Below are 19,227 nucleotides of genomic sequence, written 5' to 3' on the forward strand. Positions count from 1 at the left end.
CGTCCACAGTGGACGACGGCGGCCCCGCGGCTCAGCTGTCCGGCTTCCCGCCCCTGCCTCCGGCCCGGGCATTGCGGGCGGATCGGATCCAGGCGAGCACCGAAGCTATGCCGACCAGGGCTCCAATCCCCTGCAGCCCGGGAGAGTCGTCGGCCCCGCCTGCGATAAACAGCGCGATGCCCAGGACGAAGCCGACGGCGCAGAGGATCAGGACAAGCGCGGATCGCATGGGCCGATTCTGCCATTCGCCTGCGCTGCCGTCCGGAGCGCGTTCCGAGTCCAGGGCGGAACGGCGTTCAGTCGAACCGCGCAGTTCAGTCAAACCGCACGAAGGAGCGCAGCCCCGCCCCGCCGGCGCCGGCGCCGACCCGGGCAAAACCAAGGGCTGCGTAGAAGGCTGCCTGCCCGGGCTCGTCGTCCGTCAGCAGCACCTTCTGCCGCACACGGGCGAACGGCTCCAGCACCATCTCCACCAGCCGCCGCCCGATCCCCCGGCCCTGAAACCCCGGACGCACCAGCACGTCCTGCAGATAGCAGATCGTGTGACCGTCGGACACCACGCGGGCCAGGCCGGACAGCTGCCCGTCCACCCGGGCGACGGCGACGGCGGCCGACCCGGTGAGCGCGGCAGCCAAGACGCGGGGTTCCTTGGTGTAGGCGCCCCAGCCGACGGAGTCATACAGCGACAGCAGCTCGGCAAGCGTCGGGAGGCCGACGTCGGCGTCCGAACTCCCGGCGCGGACCAGCTGGTAGGCAGGTTCTCCGGGCGCGTCGGTTCCCGCGTCCGCGCTCAGAGTTCCTGCTCCGCGCCCAGGTCCTCCGTAAGCCGGTTGTAGGCGAGCTGCGCCAGCGCGGCCGCCTGGTCCGCGAGCACCGAATCGTCGAACAGCACGCGCGGGGAATGGTTCCAGTCGGCAGTCGCCGGATCCACCTCTGGCGGCGTGGCCCCCAGGAACATGAAAGTGCCAGGCACCTGCTCCAGGACCAGGGAGAAGTCCTCCGAGCCCATGAGCGGGTCCCGGGACTGGATGACCCGGTCCATGCCGAACAGCTCGCGCAGCTCCCGCAGCGTCTCATCGGTGCGCGCGGCGTCGTTCACCGTCACCGGATAGAGCACGTTGAAGTCCACCTCGGCGTGTAGCCCGTGGGCGGAGGCAATCCCCTCTGCCAGGGCCTTGGTCTCCATGATCACCCGGTTCAGTGACTCCTCGGACAGGGTGCGGACCGAGGCGCCCAGCTTTGCGGTGTCGGGAATGACGTTGATCGCCTCACCGGCCTCAAGCTGCGTCACCGTGAGGACGATCGGATCAAACACGGAGAAGCGGCGGGTGGCCATGCTCTGCAGGGCGGTGACCATCTCGGCAACGGCCGGCACCGGATCCAGGGCGGCCTGCGGCTGGGAGCTGTGCCCGCCCGAGCCTGTCACGGTGATGCGCAGTTCGTTGGCGCCGGCCATCAGCGTTCCCGGCTTGGTGCGGAACACGCCCAGCGGGCCGGGCCGGACATGGATGCCGTACGCCGCCACCGGACGTTCGCCGGCGGCGTCGAGCACCCCCTCGGCGATCATCGTCTCCGCACCGTGGAAGCCCTCCTCCCCCGGCTGGAACATGAAGATGACGCTGCCGGCCAGGTCCCGCTGCTGGGCGGCCAGCAGGTGCGCGGCACCCACCAGCCCGGCCACGTGGAGGTCATGCCCGCAGGCGTGCATGCTGCCGTTCTTCGACGCGTACTCGAGGTCCGTCAGCTCCGCGACCGGCAGCGCGTCCATGTCACCGCGCAGCAGCACGGCCGGGCCCGGTTCCCCGCCGCGCAGCACGGCGGTCACCGAGCTGCAGTTCTCACCGAGGGTGATCTCCAGGTCCAGGCCCTCCAGCGCTTCCAGGATCCGCTTCTGCGTGTTCGGCAGGTCCAGCCCCACCTCGGGATCGGCATGCAGCTCGCGGCGGAGGGCGACAAGTTTCGGCAGCAGGGACTGGCTTTCGGCAAGAAACGGCATGGCACTCCTGGGTAGCGGTGACGCCGCTGCGAGTGGGGGCCGGCAACAGCTGGGAACTGTGCCGCCAGTAAACCATCCTCATCCCTGCGACGGAACTCCTCAGGACACCCCGCGACCTAGACTGGACCCCATGATCGACGTCGCCGAGGCGCCGGCGCCCGCCCGGCGCGGCCCCGCCCTCCGCACCCTGTTCTCCAAGGTGTCCCAGCCCGGGCGCAGCACCGAAACCTGGGAACGCCCCCGGCCCACCCGGGAGCAGCTGCGCCGCGACCTGCTGGGCACCCTGATCTTCGTGGTGCTCAGCGCCGGGATCCTCGAGGTCGCCCGCGGCATGGACTACCTGTCCGGGACGGACGCCCCCGTCTGGGCCCAGCACCTGGTGATGGCGCTGATGGTGCTTCCGTTGGCCTGGCGGCGCAGGTACCCCATCGCCATGCTGCTGCTCAGCAGCGCCCTGTTTATCGTCCTCGGCCTGGCCGTGCCGCCCATCAGCGCGCATCCCAGCTTCCAGATCGCCTACTTCGCGGTCATATACAGCGCCTTCGCCTGGGCCCGCGACCGCCGGCTGCTCTGGGTCTCCATGATCCTCGTGATCGCCGGAATGGCACTCTGGATCCTGCTCTCCTTCACTGTCTCGAACGCCTACGACACTTTCCTGGAGGAGGTGTACGAGGAGGACGGCGGGCAGCCCGGCCTGCTGCCGCCGCTGCTCAGCCTGGCGATCTACAACCTGATCATCAACACCGCCTACTTCGGCGGGGCGATCATGTTCGGCCTGCGCTCCTGGCGCAGCGCGCACCAGCGCCGGCAGCTGCGTGAGCAGTCCGCCCAGCTGGCCGCCCAGTCCGCCGAGCTGGCCCGGCAGGCCGTCATCGACGAACGGCTGCGCATCGCCCGGGAACTGCACGACGTCGTCGCCCACCACGTCTCCGTGATCGGGGTGCACGCCGGCGCCGCCCGCCGGGTCCTGGACAAGAAGCCCGAGGCGGCCGCCGCCGCGCTGCAGACCATCGAGGAGGCCTCCCGGCAGGGCGTGACGGAGATGCGCTCGCTGCTCGGGGTGCTCCGGTCCGCCGACGCCGACGCCGACGGCGGTGACACCGCCGCCCGCCGCCCCGAGCCCGGGCTGGCGCAGATTCCCGAACTGATCGAGGAGCACCGGGAGCTGGGCCTTGCCGTCCGCTACGCCGAGGCCGAGGACGTTCCCGGCACCCTGGCCGCTGTGCCGGCCCCGCTGGCCCTGAGCATCTACCGCACGGTCCAGGAGTCCCTGGCGAACATCCGCCGGCACTCCACCGCCGGGAACGCCGTCGTCGCGCTGCGCACCGGCGGCCCGGACGGCGCCCGCTGGGTGGAGGTGGAGACCGTCGACGACGGCCGGCCCCGCCAGGGCGCCACCGGAGGTTCCGGGTTCGGGCTGCGCGGCATCCGCGAACGCGCCGCCCTGCACCGCGGCTGCACCGAGATCGGACCCCGCGCCGACGGCGGGTGGCGGGTGCGGGTGCGCTTCACGCTTCCCTGACCGGCGGCCCCACGCGCTACGGTGGAGCGGGGGCGGCCCGCCGGCCGTCATGCGAAGCATGCAGTGCGTGAAAAGAGGCAAACGTCCATGGAACCGACCCGAGTCCTGCTGGCCGATGACCAGGCGCTGGTCCGCGCTGGCTTCGCCATGATGCTCTCCGTCGAGGACGAGATCGAAGTGGTCGGCCAGGTCACCAACGGCCGGGAGGCGGTGGAGTTCGCCGCCGCGAACCCGGTGGATGTCATCCTCATGGACGTGCAGATGCCGGTGCTGGACGGGATCGCCGCCACCTCGCAGATCACGGCCGCCGACACCGCGAAGGTCATCATCCTCACCACCTTCGAACGCGACGACTACCTCTTCGACGCCATCCGCGCCGGCGCCAGCGGCTTCCTGCTCAAGAACGCAGACCCCGATGACCTGGTCGACGCCGTCCACGCCGTGGCCAGCGGCCACGCCCTGCTCGCCCCGGAGGTCACGGTCCGGGTGATCGAACGCTTCGCCCGGCAGCTCGACGCCGAGCAGACCGGCCCTGCGGGCACCGGCCCGGCCCCGGCAGCAGTAGTGCAGCAGCCTGATCCGGCGCGTGCCCGGCTGCTGGAGACGCTCACCGCCCGCGAGCGCGAAGTGCTGACCAAGGTGGCCTGCGGGCTCTCCAACGCGGAGATCGCCGGGCAGATGTTCGTGGCCGAAGCCACCGTGAAGACCCACGTGTCCAACCTGCTGGCGAAGATCCAGGTCCGGGACCGGGTGCAGGCAGTGGTGTTCGCCTACGAATCGGGGCTCATCCTTGCGGGGGACAGCCCCGCGGAGGGCTGAGCCGGCGCTTTCCCTCCCGCGGCCGATCCGCTGCGCGGGTCCCTCTGCCTAAAGTCGAAGCAGATGGTCCCCCACGCACCCGGCCCGCCGGGAAAGGAGCAGCCGCCATGCTGCAGATACGCAGCCTCACCCGACGGTTCGGCGACAAGACCGCCGTCGACGACGTCACCTTCGACGTTCCCTCCGGCAAGATGACCGGCTTCGTCGGCGCCAACGGTGCCGGCAAGACCACCACCATGCGCATGATCATGGGCGTGCTCAGCCCCAGCTCCGGCGAGGTGCTGATGGACGACGTACCGCTGGACGCGAAGATGCGCTCCCGGTTCGGATACATGCCCGAGGAACGCGGCCTCTACCCGAAGCAGCCGATCCTGGACCAGCTGGTCTACCTGGGCCAGCTGCACGGCATGAGCCAGAACGACGCCCGCTCCTCCGCCCTGGACATGCTGGAGCGGTTCACCCTCGCCGACCGCACCAAGGACAAGCTGGAATCACTCTCCCTGGGCAACCAGCAGCGCGTGCAGATCATCGCCTCGCTGATGCACCGGCCCACCGCCCTGATCCTGGACGAGCCGTTCTCCGGCCTGGACCCGGTGGCCGTCGATTCCATGGTGGAACTGCTGCGCGACTACACCGCCCAGGGCGTGCCGGTGTTGTTCTCCAGCCACCAGCTGGACCTCGTGGACCGGCTCTGCGACAACCTGGTGGTGCTGCAGAAGGGCCGGATGATCGCCTCCGGCACCGGGGAGGACCTGCGGGCCCGCGCCGCGAACCGGCACCGCATCACCGTGCACCCGGACGCCGGCTGGATCCGGGAGGATCCCGGCGTACGGGTCATCGACGTCGCCGGGCCCACCGCCGTCGTCGAGCTGGACGACGACGCCGCCGGGCAGCGCCTGCTGGCCGCCGCCCTCTCCCGCGGCTCCGTGGAGGAGTACGCCCCCATCCGCCCGTCCCTGAGCGAGATCTACCGCGAGGTCACAGCATGAGCGCCGAACGTTCCACCGCCCCTTGGGCCATCGTCACCCTCCGCGAGGTGATGGTGAAGGCCCGCGACCGCAGCTACCTCATCTCCACCCTGGTCACCGTGCTGATCATCGTCGGCACCGTGCTGTTCAACGCCTTCATGAGCTCCCGCGGCGAGGAGTACACGGTTGCCGTGACGAACGGGAATGACAACATCACGGTGACCGTCCCGGAGGGGCAGGAGATCGTCGAGGCCGCCGATGAGGCCGGCCAAGCCAACGGCGGCAACACCCGTTTTGAGGCCGTCGAAGCCGAGGATCCGGACGCGGCCAGGGAGCTGGTCCGTTCGGGGGAGGCCGACGCCGCGCTCCTGGTGGCCTACGACGGCTGGACGCTGGTCGGCAACGAAGAACTGCCAACTGACCTGCAGCAGGGTCTCGCCGAGGCGCTGCGCGCCCACGTCCTGGAGATCAATGCGGCCAACGCCGGAACCACGTCGGAAGCCCTGCTGGAGAACAGCGAGTTCCAGACCGACCTGCTGAACGGCGATGCCGAGAACCAGCTGCTGGCCACCATCGTCGGGTTCGTGTTCGCGTTCCTGTTCTACATGGCGGCGATCATCTTCGGCATGGCGATCGCCACCTCCGTGCTGGAGGAAAAGCAGAACCGGGTGGTGGAGATCCTGGCCACGGCCATTCCCATCCGGCAGCTGCTTTACGGCAAGGTCGCCGGCAACACCATCCTCGCGATGGTCCAGCTGGCCCTCTACGCCGGCGCCGCCCTGCTGGCCCTGAACCTCACCGGCACCGCGGAAACGGTCGGCAGCATCATCCCGGCGTCGGGCTGGTTCCTGGTCTTCTTCCTGGCCGGGTTCCTGATCCTCGCATCCGCCTGGGCGATGATCGGCTCGATGGCCAGCCGCAGCGAGGACCTGAACAACAGCTCCGGTCCGGTGCTCACGGTGATCATCGTGGCGCTGTTCGCGGGGCTGTTCGCCAAGGGTCAGCTGCTGGTTGCCGCATCGTTCGTGCCGGTGGTCTCTTCGGTGGCCATGCCGGTGCGCATGCTCAACGGCGAGGTGCCCCTGTGGCAGCCCCTGGTCTCGCTGCTGATCGCGCTGGTGGCGGCCTACGGCCTGCTGCGCTTCGGCGAGCGGATCTACCGCCGGGCCGTCATGCAGAGCGGCGGGGCGCTGACCCTGCGCAAGGCGATGAAGCTGGAGTCCTAGCCCTCAGGCCCGTGCCGACGGCGGCGCGTCTCCCACCGGGGAGGCGCGCCGCCGTCGTCCTGCCGGCACGCGCCTTAGCCGCGCAGGATGCGCCGCCGCTGTGCCTCCGCGATCGCCGCCGTCCGGTTGTCGACGCCGAGCTTGCCGTAGATGTGCACCAGGTGGGTCTTGACCGTGGCTTCGGAGATGAACAGCTGCCGGGCGATGGCCCGGTTGCCGACGCCGGTGGCCAGCAGCTGCAGGATCTCCAGTTCCCGGGCGCTGAGCTCCACCGCAGGCCGGCGCAGCCGGCCCATCAGCCGTTCGGCGATCCGGGGAGCCAGCGCGCTGCGGCCGGCGGCCGCGGCGGTCGCCGCGAGCCGGATCTCCTCCGGATCCGCGTCCTTGAGCATGTAACCGGCAGCCCCCGCCCCGATGGCGGCGTGGATGTCGGCGTCCGTGTCGTAAGTGGTGAGGATGAGCACCGGCGGGCCGCCAAGGTCATGGATCTCACGGGTTGCGGTGGCGCCGTCCATCCCGGATTTCATCTGCAGGTCCATCAGCACCAGATCGAACGGGGTGCCCAAGGCCGCCTGCCGGCGCACCTGGGCGACGGCGGCGGCGCCGTCGGCTGCCTCCGCTGCCACTTTCATACCCTGAAAATCCTCCAGCATGGCCCTGAGCCCGGCGCGCACCACCGGGTGGTCGTCCACCAGCAGGATCCGGATGTCCTGTTCCGTCATTGCCGCTCCTCCGATCCCGCCGGCGGGCCGGAGCGGCGGGGAACCCGCACTGCGACCACGGTGCCTTCGCCTGGGGCCGACTCCACGGCGAAACTACCGTCCAGCCCCAGGACCCGGCTGCGCAATCCCAGCAGCCCGAAACCGCTGCCATCCGGGCGCGGTTCGTGCGGCAGTGCTGCGGGATCGAACCCGCAGCCGTCGTCGTACACATCCAGGGTGACCGCGTCCGGCGTCCAGCCCAGCGTGAGCACCGCGCGGGAGGCGTGGGCATGGCTCAGGACGTTGGCGACGGAGGCCTGCGCGGCCCGTAGCAGCGCCGCCTCTGTTTCCGGTTCCACCGACCCCGGCTCCCCGTCCACCCGAAGGCTGAACTCCACGGGCTTCCCGCTCGCCTCGGCCGTTTGCCGGGCATCGGCGCAGAGCCGTTCCAGGTTCGCGAGCAGCGCGCCGCCGGCATCCGCGGACAACCCGGTGACGAACCGGCGGGCTTCGGCAAGATTCTCCGCCGCAGTGGCCTGCACGGTGCGCAGCCGTTCCCGGGCCAGATCGGTGTTGCCGGCAGCGAGCGCCGAGTCCGCGGCCCGGGCAATCAGCACAATGCTGGAGAATCCCTGCGCCAGGGTGTCATGGATCTCCCGGGCCAGGCGCCCCCGTTCCGCCAGCACCCCGAACTCCCGCTGGGATGCCGCCAGTTCCCCGCGGGTACGGCGCAGCTCCTCGAGCGCACGGCGCTGGTTGATGCTTTCAGTGTGCAGGCTCGAGTACGCGAAGCCCATGACGACGGCGAACAGGGCGCCGATCAACGGCCCAAGGACCAGCGGCAGGCTCAGGGATCCGGCTGCATCCCACTGAGCGGCGATCACCGCCAGGGTCGTAGCGGCCACCGCTGCCAGGGCCGGCCCCCGGCGCAGCAGATGCAGGTCCAGGAAAAACAGGGGAAAGGCGAGCCAGGAGAACTCCACGCTGATCAGCAGCAGGGCCAGCCACAGCACGGTCACCGCAGCCAGCCAGACGTGCGCCCAGCGGCCCGGGTCCGGGCCCCGCCCGGAAGCGGCAAACCGCTTTTCAGCCACCGTACCGGCCAGGTAGACACCGGCCAGGACCGCTGCCACCAGATATACGGCGCACAGCAGCGGCAGCGGCGGGCGGGACAGGCCCATCTGGACCAGGGCCAGGACCAGCAGCCCGGCGAACGCCAGATGCAGCGCCACCCGAAGCACGCGCAGCACGGTGTCCGCCGGCGAGCCGCCGCCCAAGGAGGTCATAATCCCACCCTAGGGCGCGGCGCCGGGACCGGCATCGTCCAATTGGTTGAACGAAGGCCCGCCCGATCGGATGCGCGGAATCAACCGGGCCGGCGATGGAAGGCACCCGTATCGGCGAAAGGGTGGAAAGGTACCGACAACCGGGCCCCAGGCCCAGGAGGAACCACCGTGTATCTCGCACTGCGTGACATCCGTTTCGCCAAAGGCCGCTTCATCCTCATGGGGGGCGTCATCGCCCTGATCACCTTGCTGCTGGTGATGCTCTCCGGCCTGACGGCCGGGCTGGCCTGGCAGAACACCTCGGCCATCGACGGGCTGAGGACCGCCGGCTTCCAGCGGGTGACGTTCGGGGCTCCGCCCGGCAACGACCCGAAGGTGTCCTTCACGGAGTCCCAGGTGACCGCGGATCAGCTTGAGGCACACCGGGCCGGCGGCGCCTCCGCCGAGCCGCTCGGGATCCTTCAGTCCCGCGCCACCGCAGCCGCCACTGCCTCGGTAGCGCTGTTCGGCACCGAAGCAGGCAGCTCCCTGCCGCCGTCACCTATCGCTGCCGGAGAGGCTGTCCTCGGCGCCGAAACCGCCGAGGCTCTCGGCGTCGCTCCGGGCGACGTCCTGTCCGTCGGAGGGGCCCGGCTGCGGGTCGCCGCCCTGGCCGCGGAGACGTATTACAGCCATACTCCGGTGGCCTGGATCGCACTGGCGGATTGGCAGCAGCTGGCCCACCTGGACGAAACGGGGGCAGGGCCGGCACCGATTGCCACCGCCATCGTCAGTGATGCCTCAGCTGATGCCGCCGAGGCAGCCGACGCCGCTGCCGGCACCGTTTCGACCGACGTGCGCGGTTCGTTTGCGGGCCTGCCCTCCTACAGCTCCGAGAACGGTTCCCTGCTGATGATGCAGGCCTTCCTGTACGGCATTTCCGCGCTGGTGATCGTGGCATTCCTCGCCGTCTGGACGGTCCAGCGCACCCGCGACATTGCCGTCCTCAAGGCCCTGGGCGCCGGCTCCGGCTTCGTGCTGGGCGACGCGCTGGGCCAGGCGGGCCTGGTGCTGGCCGGCGGTGCAGCAGCCGGCGGCCTCGTGGCGGCGGGCGCCGGGCTGGCCGTCGCCGGGGTGGCACCGTTCGTGCTGACGGCCGCCACCGTACTGCTCCCCGTCCTGGGAGTCGTACTGCTGGGCCTGGCCGGGGCGGCGGTCACCGTGAGCCGCGTGACCCGGGTCGATCCGCTGCTCGCCCTGGGCGGGAGCTGACGCCGCGTCCCCGCCCGGCGCTCCGCCCCACGCTTCAATTCCTGAAAGGACTCCTCTCATGCACGCTTCCGCAGCCACCGGCTTCGGCCGCCCCGACGAACCCGCTCCCCTGTCCCTGCAGTCGGTCTCGCTCGAATACCCTGACGGCGAGGCCCGCCTCCTGGCCCTCGACGACGTCAGCCTCGACGTCGGCCACGGCCGCCTGCTCTCGCTCGTGGGCCCCTCCGGTTCCGGCAAATCCTCCCTGCTTGCCGTAGCGGCAACCCTGATCCGGCCCACGTCGGGCCGGGTACTTATCGAGGGCGCGGACACCGTGCTCCTCAATGAGCAGGACCGGGCCGAACTGCGCCGGGAGAAGATCGGCATCATCTTCCAGCAGCCGAACCTGCTGCCCTCGCTGACGGCCCTGGAACAGCTGGTCGTCGCCGAACGGCTGCGGCGGCGGCGCCGCAGCGCCGAGGAACGGGCCCGGCGGATGCTCGACGAGGTGGGGATGACCCGGGAGGCCGGCAAGCGGCCGCATCAGCTCTCCGGCGGGCAGCGCCAGAGGGTCAACATCGCCCGCGCCCTGATGGGCAGGCCCGCCGTCCTGCTGGTCGATGAGCCGACGGCGGCCCTGGACCAGGAGCGGTCGGAGTCGGTGGTGCGCCTGCTGGCGGACCTGACGCATCGGTTCAGCACGGCCACCGTGATGGTCACCCACGACACCGGGTTCGTCGAACTGACCGATGGCGTGGCCGAAATGCGCGACGGCCGCCTGACCGCGCCGCGTCCGGTCGAACCGGCCTAACCCTCAGCCCTCGTGCCGCCGGCGCAGATCCGTCTTGCGGATCTTGCCGCTGGCGGTGCGCGGCATCTCGGGAACGAACTCGAAGGTCCGCGGGATCTTGTAGCGGGCCAGCCTGCCGGACAGGTGCGCCCGGATGGCGTCGCCGTCCAGCTCCGCGCCCTCCCGCAGGACAACGACGGCGTGCGGGACCTCGCCCCATTTCTCATTCGGCACGCCGATGACCGCAGCCGAGGTCACCTGCTCCAGGGCCAGGATGGCCTGCTCCACCTCCGCCGGATAGATGTTCTCACCGCCGGAAATGATCATGTCCTTGAGCCGGTCGACGATGAAGAGGAAGCCGTCGTCGTCCAGGTACCCCAGGTCCCCGGACCGGAACCAGCCGCCGTCCGCGAAGGCGGCTGCAGTGGCGTCGGGGCGCTGCCAGTATTCCCGGATGACGTTCGGGCCGGTGATCTGCACCTCGCCCACTTCACCGGCGCGTGCCGGCTCCCCGGAGGCAGCCGCCACCCGGACGCCGGTGAAGAAGTGCGGCAGCCCGGCTGATCCCGCCTTGTCCCGGGACCGGTCCGCCGGAACCGCGGTGGCTCCGGGGGCCGTCTCGGTCATCCCGTATCCGCAGGAGAAGGCCAGGCCGCGCGCCTCGTAGGCCTCGATCACCCGCAGCGGCACCGCGGAGCCGCCGCAGGTGAGCTTCTGCAGCGACCCGATGTCCCGTTTGGCCCAGTCCGGGTGCTCGCACAGCATCTGGTAGGTGGTGGGGACGCCGCTGATGAAGGTGGCCCGGTGCTGTTCGATGAGCTCCAGGGCGCGGCCGGCGTCGAACTTCGGTTCGAGGATCACCGTTCCGCCCTTCAGCAGGGTGGGGAGCACGCCCATGTCCAGCGAGGCGACGTGGAACAGCGGAGAGATCATCAGGGCCGTGTCGCTGCTGCCCAGGTCGTAGTCCACCAGCACGTTGAAGCAGTTCCAGGTCAGGTTGCCGTGCGTCAGCACCGCCCCCTTGGGCCGGCCGGTGGTGCCGGAGGTGTAGAGGATCATTGCCGGATCCGCGAGGTCCACCGGCGTCTCCGCGTCGGGGGCGGCCGCGGCGGCGAGGGCCTGTTCATAGTCCTCCCCCGCGTCGTCCTGCCCTTCCGGTGGAACCGGAGAAGGGGCGCCGGTGGCCCCGGCGTCGGGCACCACCAGCCGGCGGACCTGGACCTGTGCGCTGCCGGCAACGGCGAGGGGCCCGAGGCCGGCGCTGTGCACCAGGACCCCGGCACCGGAATCGGCCAGTGCATACTCCAGCTCGGGCGCCGCCAACCGCGTGTTGAGCGGCACGAAGACCGCCCCCAGGATCCCGGCCGCGAAGAACGTCTCCAGGAACGACGGGTGGTTCTCGCCCAGGAACGCGACCCTATCTCCGGCCGCGGTGCCCCGGGCCCTGAGGGCACCGGCCAGGGCCAGGGCCCGGCGGTGGAGCGCGGAGTAGGTCAGGGCCTCACCGTTGAAGACGACCGCAGGCTTGGGCCCGAACTTCCGCTGCAGCCGGCCGGGCCATGCCCCGATCCCCTGGTTCAGCATGGCGGCGCCCTACCTGGCCGTCATGGCATCGACGTCGGGTTCCGTGCCGACGAATTCATACTTGCGCATCAGGCTGCCCAGCTGGCTGAGCTCCTCCGTGCGGATCTGCGGATCGAACTCCTCCATGGTCAGCTTTTCCGCGACCGCCGGATCCATGCTCATGAAGGCCGGCAGCACGGCACGGACATCGTCGATGTTGGCCTCCGCCTGCTCCAGGGTTTCCTTCATGGCGGCCCTGAAATCGGCCACCACCTCCGGGTTTTCCTCCGCGAAGCGGCCGGAGGTGAAGGAAACCATGGTCGGCATGCCGGGCAGCGCCTCCTGGTTCGGATAGCCGACCAGGACATTGGCGGGGTCGGCCAGCGCCCGGCTGAGGAACGGCTCAGGCAGCCAGACGGCCTCCGTGTTGCCCAGCTCCAGCTGCGCCTCCATGTCCGGGAACGGCATCTCGCTGAAGCTGATGGCGGTCGGATCGGCGCCGGCCAGCGCCGCGCTCTCCATGATGGTCAGGTCGCCCTGCGTGTTGACGGCGTTGACGGAGACCGTCCTGCCCTCAAGGTCGGCGAAGGAGGTGATGCCCGAATCCGCCCGGGCCACGACGCCGTTGATGTCGTTGCCCTCGCGGTAGGAGTTTGAGTACCCGGAGACGATCTTCATGTCCAGGCCCTTGTCCTTGGCCACCATGACCGTGAGCGGGTTGCCGACGGCGAAGTGCATGTCGCCGGTGGACACCGCCGGCAGCATGGCCGCGCCGCCCGTGCCGGTCTGCAGCTCGATATCCAGGCCGTGCTTTTCGAAGATGCCCTCGTCAATGCCGTACTGCACGGCCGACGACGGAGCAATGGTGAGGATCCCCACCACCACGTGCTCAAGTTCGCCGTTGCCGCTGCCGCCGGAGGCGGATTCCGAGGCGCCCTCCTGACCGGACAGCGAGCCGGATCCGCATCCGGCCAGCGCCAGCATCAGGGCTGCTCCGCCGGCGAAGGTCCGGGCGAACGTACGCGCGTTGACTTGCCTCATGACTGTCCTCTTCCTTGAGGTGGGCGGTGGACCCGCCCGGCAGGCCGCAGGCCTGCCGGGCCTCGGTCAAATCATGAGAACTTAAATAGTTGAAACTGTCAACAGTTTTTTGGTCAGCCCTTCCCCTCCACCGCGTCACGCATCAGTGCCACGAGGGCCCGGAAGCGTGCGTTGCCGGCCAGGCCGTCAAGCAGCACGGCCTTCCCGTCCGGGCCCGTGAGCGGTATCCGCCAGTTGGGGTACTCGTCGGAGGTGCCCGGCTGGTTCTGGGTGCGCCGCTCCCCCACGGCGTCCGCCAACGAGACGCCCAGCAGGACCGACGGTGTCTGCGCGATGAAGCGGTGCAGCGCCTCCACGACCTGCCGGACCTGGTCCTCGTCGTCGGGAAGCCCGGACGCCGGGCTGACCGCGCCGTCCGGCAGCAGCCCGAGCCGGTCCAGCAGGCCCAGGATGTCCCGGCGGGCCGCCTCGTCGGCGGCACGCTCCTCCTCCACGGGCCGACCCAGCAGACCCAGGCTGCTCCGCAGCTCCACATGCTCGCCCGCAAGGTACCCGGCGGTCGGCGGCAGGTCATGCGTGCCGATCGTGGTCAGCGCTCCTTCGCGGTACTGCTCCGGGCGGCTGGGCTCATCTCCGCTGCGTTCGAACCAGAGGATGGAGGTGCCCAGCACGCCGCGCTCGGCCAGGTACTCCTGGACCCAGGGCTCGAAGACCCCCAGGTCCTCGCCGACGACGACGGCACCCGCCCGCTCCGCCTCCAGCGCCAGGATGCCCACCAGTGCTTCATGGTCGTAGTACACGTACGCGCCTTCGGCGGGCGAACCGCCTTCCGGAATCCACCAGAGCCGGAACAGGCCGAGGATGTGGTCCACCCGGATGCCGCCGGCGTGGCGCAGGATGGTGCGGACCATGTCCCGGTACGGGGCGTAGCCCGCCTCCGCCAGGCGCTCCGGGTGCCACGGCGGCTGGCTCCAGTCCTGGCCCTGCTGGTTGAACATGTCCGGCGGAGCACCCACGGAGATACCCTGGGCCAGCACGCCGCGCAGGGACCACGCGTCGGCACCCTGCGGATGCACCCCCACCGCCAGGTCGTGGACGATGCCGATCGGCATGCCGGCGCTGTCGGCAGCCCGCCCGGCCGCTGCCAGCTGGCCGTCGCAGATCCACTGCAGCCATTTGTAGAACCCGGCCCGGACTTCCAGATGCTCCCGGTGCTCCCGCACATAGGGCGAATCCGGGGCCTGTGCCTCCTCCCAGCGCGGATCCCCGGGCGGCAGTTCGGCCGCCAGGGCACACCAGAGCGCAAAATCCTCCAAGCCGGGACCCTCGTCGCGGACGAACCGCTCGAAGTCCTGCCGGCGGACCTCCTCCAGCGGCACCTGGTGGATGAGCTCGAGCGCGTCGAGCTTGGCCGCATAGGTCGCATTCCGGTCCAGCAGGGCATCGCTGGCGTTGGCGCGGCCCAGCTCCGCGGCGGCCGTTTCGATAGCCTGCCGATCGGCTTCGGAAAGCAGGGCGCACTCCGGGATGTCCTCCACCCGGATGTAAAGGGGATTGAAGAACCGGCGCGTGGCCGGAAGGTACGGCGAGTCCTCCAGGGGCGGCACGGGCTCGGCGGCATGCAGCGGGTTGATCAGCAGGAACCCGCCGGCCGGGGTCGCGGCCAGTTCGGCGAGGTCGCTCAGGTCACCGATGCCCCAGGACTTCGATGAGCGGACGGAGTACAGCTGGGCCATCAGCCCCCACTGCCGGTGTTCCCGAAGCCGGTCCGCCGTGCTCAGCCGGTCGGGGGTCACCACCAGGGCTGCCTCGGCCTGCAGGCCGCCGCCCTCCAGATGGAGCCGGTGCCAGCCGAGCGGCAGGTCCCCGGGCAGCTCCAGTTCGTAGCGTTCCAGGTTCCGCCCGTCCACCTCCCGACGGTCCGCCGGGGCGGCGGGCAGGTCCAGCACCTGCTGTGTGCCGCCCTCCAGGCGCAGGGTGATGTCCGCCCGGACGCCCGCAGGAAGGTGGACGGCCACAGTGGAGGGGTGGCCGCTGCGCAGCACCACCGTGGGAGGCAGCGGCCGGCGCCAGGGAGCAGCGTCCGCTTCGGCCAGTGAACGCCGCACTTCGGCTTCGGTGTGGGCGCTGATCCCCAGCGCCTCGAGCACGCGCAGCAGGGTTGCCCTGCCGACCTGTTCCTCGCCGCCGTTCCACCCGGTGAAGGTGGTGGCCACGCGGTGCCTCTCGGCGAGGCGGAGCAGATCGGCGTCGGGCGTTTCGTCAGCGTGCTTATCAGTCATGCGACCAATCTAGGCGAATCCCGCCGGGTCCGCAGGTGCCGGGTTCCGCCGGCAGGCCGACGCCGGGCCGCGGGAGGGGGGCCGTCGGGGGCTTCAGCGGGTCCGCCGGGTCAGGCGCCACGCGTCCTGGAAGTCGTCGTGCTCCTCGTAGGGCTCGGCAAGGGCGGCGAGGGCGAGCGTGGTCCATTCCAGCTCCGAGGGGTGCTGCCCATCCTCCTCGGTGCCGCCCAGGAGCAGCCGGGCCAGCGTGCTGCGCCGGGCAGCGCCGATGATCTCCAGCAGCGTGAGTTTGGCCTCGCACTCGCGAAGCAGCCGTTCTTCGTACCACCTGTCGGAGAGCGGGAGGTCGGACCGCGCCAGGAGCTTGCGCGACTCCGTGGCTTCGTCCTCGAGGCGGGACAGGAGGAAATCCACGATGTCCATGGCGATGATGCTACGCCGCAGCGCCGCAGCCGTCAGCGGCTCGATTCCGTACCGGGAATATTTTGCCCAAAACGGAGGTTGGGTCAGGTGCAGGCCCGCCGCGCGGCTGCCCGCCTGCGAGAGCTGCACCCCTTATCCAGCGAACCCTAGGGAGAACGTTTGTCTGTTCCTGTCCTGCATGAAAACACCCCGACACCTGCCCCGCGGATGCGACGGATCCGCAACCCCCGTGCCGTTCACCGCGGCGACCTGATCGAAGCGCGCGCCGGCGGGCGCGTAGCCTATCGCGGAGAAGTCAGGGATACCGCCCCTGGCCTGTCCACGATCTGGCTGCGCGACGAGGACACCGGCGGCGCCGTCGCCATCAGCACCGACGAGTTCGAGCTGTTCGCCGCCTGAGCGGACACAACGGAAAGCCCCGCGGGCACCGGCTGCTGCCGGTTCCCGCGGGGCTTTCTTCTGCCCTGTCCCTAGCGGCTGTCCCCCGAACCGGACCCATGGCCGGACGAACCGCCGGAGCCGCCCGAGCCGCCCATTCCCGATGAGTCGTCCAGACCGGAGGAGTTCCCCGAAACGTGCCGGCCGCTGCTTTCGGAGTCGGATACGTCGGTCTCGATCCGCTCCTTCTGCACATCCTCCGAGACGTTGCTGGTGCCGGTCACCTTCTCCTTCTGCAGCCGAACCCGCTCGACGGGCTCGGTGTGCTTGGACACGACCGGTTCCTCGGCCTCCAAGGTGACCTCGTACTCATTCTCGGTGATTTCCGGCCCCGACAGGGCGGCATCCATGTTTTCCTCGGTGATCGGCTCCCGCTCGATCCGCACCTCTTCCCGGCTGACCGGAACCTGCTGAGTGACGGTGTCGGTAACGACGTACTTGCGCAGCCGCGCCTTGCCCACCGTGCGCTTTTGGGTGCCGATGTCGAGGCGCTCCTCGGAGCGGGTCATCGCGTCGTCGATGTTCGCGCCGCGGGTGCTCGAGGCATCGGAGGTGCCGGTCCCGGACAGTCCGGAGGTTCCGGAGCTGTGCGTGCCGGTGTCGGCCCCGGACAGGCCCGACGAGGTGTCCGACATGCCGGTGTGGGTTCCGGACGTGTCCGTGCCCAGTCCACCGGACGTGCCCGAGGAGTCCGTGCCCGAGGTGCCGGAGGAATCCGAGGAGCCGTCGTCATAGCTGAAGCCGTAGTACCGGTACAGCATGACCTCCTCCTCCGGGCTGATCGACCCGTCGGACTCGACCTGCGGAGCGTTCTTCACCTCATCCTTGCTGTAGGGAACCAGGACGTCGACGCCTTCCACCGTGGCTTCGCTGAGCGGCACAAAGCTCTCATTGCCGCCGAACAGCCCGGTGTTGACCGTCACCCACGCCGGTTCGTTGGTCTGGTCATCCAGATAGAACGTCCCGACGGCGCCGATCCGGTCACCGTTCGGGCCGAGGACGTTGCCGGACCCTGACATAAGACCTTCGACTTGCTGATTGTTGATCATCCTGTTCTCCTTGCCGCAGCGAATGGGGGTCGCACGGCCTGGAACCCAATGTCCGGAAGGGTCCCTTCCGGCAATCCCAAGCCTACTTACCATTGCAGACCGCAGGGCAGGGAGCGTCAATAGGTGACGCCGATCAGCGCGGGCTACTCCGCTTCCAGCAGTTGGGTGCGCACCTGGCGGCGCAGCACCTTGCCCAGCATCGACTTGGGCAGCTCCCTGATAGCCACGATCCGCCGCGGCACCTTGTACGGCGTCAGGCGTCCGCGGCAGTAGGTGCGCAGCGCGGCCTCATCGAGTTCGGCGTCGGGATTCATGACGACGGCGGCCACCACCTCTTCGCCGCCGTCGGGCCTCGGCAGACCGACGACGGCGGCTTCGGCGACGTCCAGGTGGCTGCGCAGCACTTCCTCCACCTCCGACGGGGAGACGTTGAAGCCGCCGGTGATGATCAGTTCCTTGCGCCGGTCCACGACCTTGACGAAGCCGTCCTCATCCACCGTGACGATGTCGCCGGTCCGCAGCCAGCCGCCGGGCAGCAGCACCTCATCGGTGTCCTCGGCGTTGTTCCAGTACCCGGCGAAGACCTGCGGTCCCTTGACCAGCAGCTCGCCGGGGGTGCCCTGCGCCACGTCCTGCTCCGGGTGCTCCGGATCCGCCACCCGCATCAGCGTGCTGGGGAAGGGGACGCCGATGGTGCCGTTCCGGCGGGTCTCGGCGAAGGGGTTGCCCAGCGCCACCGGCGAGGATTCCGTGAGGCCGTAGCCCTCGACCAGCAGGCCGCCGGACACCTCCTCCCACAGCTTGACGGTGGAGGCGGGCAGAGTCATGGCCCCGGAGATCGCGTAGCGGATGGTGGACAGGTCGATGCCGCGTTCCTTCGACTCGTGCGCGGTCTTCTCATAGATGGGCGGGACGGCGCAGAACACGGTGGGCCGGGACTTCTTCGCCGCCGCCAGGACCAGGTCGACGTCGAACTTGGGGAACAGCACCAGCCTCGCGCCCATCAGCACCGAGAACGTCAGGTAGAGGGTCAGGCCGAAGGCGTGGAACATCGGCAGCACGCCGTAGATGACTTCCTTGCCTTCCTCGGCGCCGTGCATCCAGGCCCGGCCCTGCAGGGCGTTTGAGCGCAGGTTGTAGTGGGTGAGCATCACACCCTTGGGCACTCCCGTGGTGCCGGAGGTGTACTGCAGCGCGGCCAGGTCCTTCACCGAGGGCCTGGGGTGCGCCGGGTCCAGGCGCGGGGCGGAGAGCAGCTGCTCCCAGGAGGTGGTGCGTTCGGTCTTCGCGGTGAGCCCGGCGCGGGTGCGGCGGATCGACGGCAGCGGCAGGCGCAGCGCCATGCGCTTCAGGCGCGGCATGGCCTTGGTGATGTCCACGGCGACGATGCTGGTGACGCGGACGTCGCCGGGGAAGTCCTGGATCTTCTCCACGGCCTTGTCCCAGACGATGGCCACCTGCGCGCCGTGGTTTTCGAACTGGTGGCGCAGTTCCCGCTCCGTGTAGAGGGGGTTGTGGCCCACGACGACGGCGCCCAGGCGCAGCACCGCGTAGAAGGCCACCAGGTACTGCGGGCAGTTGGGCAGGATGACGGCCACGCGGTGGCCGGCGCGGACGCCCATCCGGCGCAGGCCCTCGGCTGCGCGGTCGATCTGCTCACCCAGCTGCTCATAGGTGGTTTCGGCGCCGAAGAACTCGAGGGCGACCTTGGGCCCGAACCGGGCCACGGCGTCGTCCATCATGGCTGTCAGGGATTCGGTGGGCAGCTCGATCTCCGCCGGCACGCCGGGCTGGTAGTTCCGCACCCACAGCGGTTCCTGGACAGCGGTCATGGCAAAGCTCCTTCGGGTTTGGTTAACCCCGACTATAGCCACCGCGCGCGGGCACACTGAA

The 19,227-nt window shown here is 69.9% G+C and carries 18 protein-coding genes; 7 read left to right on the forward strand and 11 right to left on the reverse strand.

Going from position 1 to position 19,227, the window contains the following annotated elements:
* Nucleotides 1-31: 31 nt before the first annotated feature.
* From AC5RUW_RS00870 to AC5RUW_RS00880, 3 genes are all read right to left on the reverse strand, one after another.
* Nucleotides 32-229 (reverse strand): hypothetical protein, encoded by a 198-nt coding sequence (locus tag AC5RUW_RS00870; protein ID WP_494158937.1) that lies wholly within the window; start codon nt 227-229, stop codon nt 32-34.
* Nucleotides 230-314: 85 nt separating this feature from the next.
* On the reverse strand, nt 315-746 hold the full coding sequence (locus AC5RUW_RS00875; protein WP_494159541.1) for a GNAT family N-acetyltransferase: 432 nt from the start codon (nt 744-746) through the stop codon (nt 315-317).
* Nucleotides 747-790: 44 nt separating this feature from the next.
* Nucleotides 791-1,996 (reverse strand): M20 metallopeptidase family protein, encoded by a 1,206-nt coding sequence (locus AC5RUW_RS00880; protein ID WP_494158938.1) that lies wholly within the window; start codon nt 1,994-1,996, stop codon nt 791-793.
* Nucleotides 1,997-2,126: 130 nt separating this feature from the next.
* On the opposite strand from AC5RUW_RS00880, the gene AC5RUW_RS00885 reads away from it, so the two are divergent.
* The 4 genes from AC5RUW_RS00885 to AC5RUW_RS00900 all read left to right on the forward strand — a co-directional run bounded on the left by AC5RUW_RS00885 (nt 2,127) and on the right by AC5RUW_RS00900 (nt 6,531).
* Nucleotides 2,127-3,518: a sensor histidine kinase gene (locus AC5RUW_RS00885; protein ID WP_494158939.1), complete on the forward strand. Its 1,392-nt coding sequence runs from the start codon at nt 2,127-2,129 to the stop codon at nt 3,516-3,518.
* Between the two features lie 87 nt (nt 3,519-3,605).
* The gene (locus tag AC5RUW_RS00890) at nt 3,606-4,337 is read left to right on the forward strand and encodes a response regulator (RefSeq protein ID WP_494158940.1); all 732 of its coding nucleotides are present in this window, start codon (nt 3,606-3,608) and stop codon (nt 4,335-4,337) included.
* 107 nt (nt 4,338-4,444) lie between these two features.
* Nucleotides 4,445-5,326, forward strand: a complete 882-nt coding sequence (locus AC5RUW_RS00895) for an ABC transporter ATP-binding protein (protein ID WP_494158941.1) — start codon at nt 4,445-4,447, stop codon at nt 5,324-5,326.
* Nucleotides 5,323-6,531, forward strand: a complete 1,209-nt coding sequence (locus AC5RUW_RS00900) for an ABC transporter permease (protein ID WP_494158942.1) — start codon at nt 5,323-5,325, stop codon at nt 6,529-6,531. The genes AC5RUW_RS00895 and AC5RUW_RS00900 overlap by 4 nt, the downstream gene beginning before the upstream one ends.
* A gap of 74 nt (nt 6,532-6,605) precedes the next feature.
* On the opposite strand, the gene AC5RUW_RS00905 is transcribed toward AC5RUW_RS00900, so the two are convergent.
* Complete coding sequence (locus tag AC5RUW_RS00905; RefSeq protein WP_494158943.1) at nt 6,606-7,253, reverse strand: response regulator transcription factor; 648 nt, start codon at nt 7,251-7,253, stop codon at nt 6,606-6,608.
* A complete protein-coding gene (locus tag AC5RUW_RS00910) occupies nt 7,250-8,518 on the reverse strand; it encodes a sensor histidine kinase (RefSeq protein ID WP_494158944.1) in 1,269 nt (422 codons plus the stop codon). The genes AC5RUW_RS00905 and AC5RUW_RS00910 overlap by 4 nt, the downstream gene beginning before the upstream one ends.
* 168 nt (nt 8,519-8,686) lie before the next feature.
* Here AC5RUW_RS00910 and AC5RUW_RS00915 point away from each other — a divergent pair, with 168 nt between their 5' ends.
* Both AC5RUW_RS00915 and AC5RUW_RS00920 read left to right on the forward strand, forming a co-directional pair.
* Entirely contained in the window at nt 8,687-9,769 is a 1,083-nt protein-coding gene (locus AC5RUW_RS00915; RefSeq protein WP_494158945.1) for an FtsX-like permease family protein, read from the forward strand.
* 58 nt (nt 9,770-9,827) lie between these two features.
* Nucleotides 9,828-10,559: an ABC transporter ATP-binding protein gene (locus tag AC5RUW_RS00920; protein WP_494158946.1), complete on the forward strand. Its 732-nt coding sequence runs from the start codon at nt 9,828-9,830 to the stop codon at nt 10,557-10,559.
* A gap of 3 nt (nt 10,560-10,562) precedes the next feature.
* On the opposite strand, the gene AC5RUW_RS00925 is transcribed toward AC5RUW_RS00920, so the two are convergent.
* The 4 genes from AC5RUW_RS00925 to AC5RUW_RS00940 all read right to left on the reverse strand — a co-directional run bounded on the left by AC5RUW_RS00925 (nt 10,563) and on the right by AC5RUW_RS00940 (nt 15,847).
* Nucleotides 10,563-12,122: an acyl-CoA synthetase gene (locus AC5RUW_RS00925; RefSeq protein ID WP_494158947.1), complete on the reverse strand. Its 1,560-nt coding sequence runs from the start codon at nt 12,120-12,122 to the stop codon at nt 10,563-10,565.
* A gap of 9 nt (nt 12,123-12,131) precedes the next feature.
* A complete protein-coding gene (locus AC5RUW_RS00930; RefSeq protein ID WP_494158948.1) occupies nt 12,132-13,142 on the reverse strand; it encodes an ABC transporter substrate-binding protein in 1,011 nt (336 codons plus the stop codon).
* Nucleotides 13,143-13,255: 113 nt separating this feature from the next.
* Nucleotides 13,256-15,424, reverse strand: coding sequence for a 4-alpha-glucanotransferase (malQ, locus tag AC5RUW_RS00935; protein WP_494158949.1), 2,169 nt, complete (start codon nt 15,422-15,424; stop codon nt 13,256-13,258).
* Nucleotides 15,425-15,517: 93 nt separating this feature from the next.
* Complete coding sequence (locus tag AC5RUW_RS00940) at nt 15,518-15,847, reverse strand: DUF6221 family protein (RefSeq protein ID WP_494158950.1); 330 nt, start codon at nt 15,845-15,847, stop codon at nt 15,518-15,520.
* A 159-nt stretch (nt 15,848-16,006) separates the two neighbouring features.
* Here AC5RUW_RS00940 and AC5RUW_RS00945 point away from each other — a divergent pair, with 159 nt between their 5' ends.
* Nucleotides 16,007-16,246, forward strand: a complete 240-nt coding sequence (locus tag AC5RUW_RS00945) for a hypothetical protein (RefSeq protein WP_494005954.1) — start codon at nt 16,007-16,009, stop codon at nt 16,244-16,246.
* Between the two features lie 71 nt (nt 16,247-16,317).
* Here AC5RUW_RS00945 and AC5RUW_RS00950 read toward each other — a convergent pair whose 3' ends face one another.
* On the reverse strand, nt 16,318-17,334 hold the full coding sequence (locus tag AC5RUW_RS00950; RefSeq protein ID WP_494158951.1) for a DUF2382 domain-containing protein: 1,017 nt from the start codon (nt 17,332-17,334) through the stop codon (nt 16,318-16,320).
* 143 nt (nt 17,335-17,477) lie between these two features.
* The gene (locus AC5RUW_RS00955) at nt 17,478-19,166 is read right to left on the reverse strand and encodes a long-chain-fatty-acid--CoA ligase (RefSeq protein WP_494158952.1); all 1,689 of its coding nucleotides are present in this window, start codon (nt 19,164-19,166) and stop codon (nt 17,478-17,480) included.
* Between the last annotated feature and the right edge of the window lie 61 nt (nt 19,167-19,227).

Source organism: Arthrobacter sp. Y3222053 (genome assembly GCF_059092805.1).